The sequence below is a fragment of the Stenotrophomonas pictorum JCM 9942 genome (assembly GCF_001310775.1).
GTDB lineage: Bacteria > Pseudomonadota > Gammaproteobacteria > Xanthomonadales > Xanthomonadaceae > Stenotrophomonas > Stenotrophomonas pictorum.
The window spans coordinates 1-1138 of the sequence record NZ_BAZI01000611.1; the positions used below are offsets into that span (position 1 = coordinate 1).

Annotated in this window: 1 protein-coding gene; it reads left to right on the plus strand. The window is 56.8% G+C overall.

The features are described 5' to 3' along the window. The coding region (locus tag JCM9942_RS16485) for an SDR family NAD(P)-dependent oxidoreductase (RefSeq protein ID WP_218185520.1) at window positions 1-1059 on the plus strand (1059 nt) is incomplete at its 5' end. Window positions 1060-1138 lie beyond the last annotated feature (79 nt).

Sequence of the window (1138 nt, forward strand, 5' to 3'; positions counted from 1 at the left end):
AAAGCGGCGCTTGCGCGACCGCCGCCTACCCGCCAGACTCGCCAAAAAGGGCGGTTGAACTTCCTATACCCCAAGGTGGCCCTACCGCAGCATGTATTCACTAATATCTCAACCAAAGGAGTATTCGAGATGGGTAAGCTAGCTGGCAAGATTGTCGTAGTGACGGGGTCGGTTTCGGTCATCCCCGGGTTCGATTCCATTGGCTCGGCAACGGTTCGCGAAGCCTTGGCCGAAGGGGCCGATGGGGTTGTCATTTCCGACATCAACGATGAGCAGGGCGAGGCATTCGCCAAGAGCCTGAACGAGGAATATGGTGAGGGGCATGCGCTCTATGTGCATACCGACGTGACTGATCCGAAGGATGTTGAGAAACTTTTCGAGATCACTGAGAAGACCTATGGTCGGGTGGATGCCATCATGGCCAATGCCGGCGTGGCGACGGCTGAGGATTTCGATAAGGATCCCGAGGAGGTTCTGAAGTCGAAAAAATTCATCCAGAGCGTCAACGAGGACGGAGTGTTCAATACCGCGCTCTACGGCTCGCGGCTGATGATGAAGCACGGGACCAAGGGCTCGATCGTGCTGGTATCGAGCATCCACGGCGTCGCCGGTCGCCCGAAGGTGGTGAACACGGAGACGGGCGAGGTGCTGATTGAACGCTTCAATCTGGTCCAGTATACGATGGGGAAACACGGCGTTGTCGGCCTGTCGAAGGCCCTCGCGCTGCAGTTCGCGGAATACGGAATCCGAGTGAACACCGTGAATCCGGGATATATTATGACGCCGCTATTCCAGGCCGCTGTCACGACTGACAAAGAGAAGTTGTCGCATGAGAAATCCTTGGAAACGGATGCCTTTGACTTCACCCAGCTGGCGGCGCTGCACCCATTGTGCAACGATCCGGTGAAGGATGCAGATATTGTCCCGCGTGGGAAATTTGGTGGCCGTATGGGTGTTCCGGCCGAAATCGCCAAGCCGGCGGTGTTCCTGATGTCCGACGAGTCTTCCTTTATGACCGGTCAGAAACTGGTTGTCGACGGCGGGTATACCGCATGCTGAGCATCGGCGGATAGTTAGTGAGCTTCTCCCATTGTGTGGAGGGGCAAATGTGAAACGGGGCGCTTTGGCGCCCCGTTGC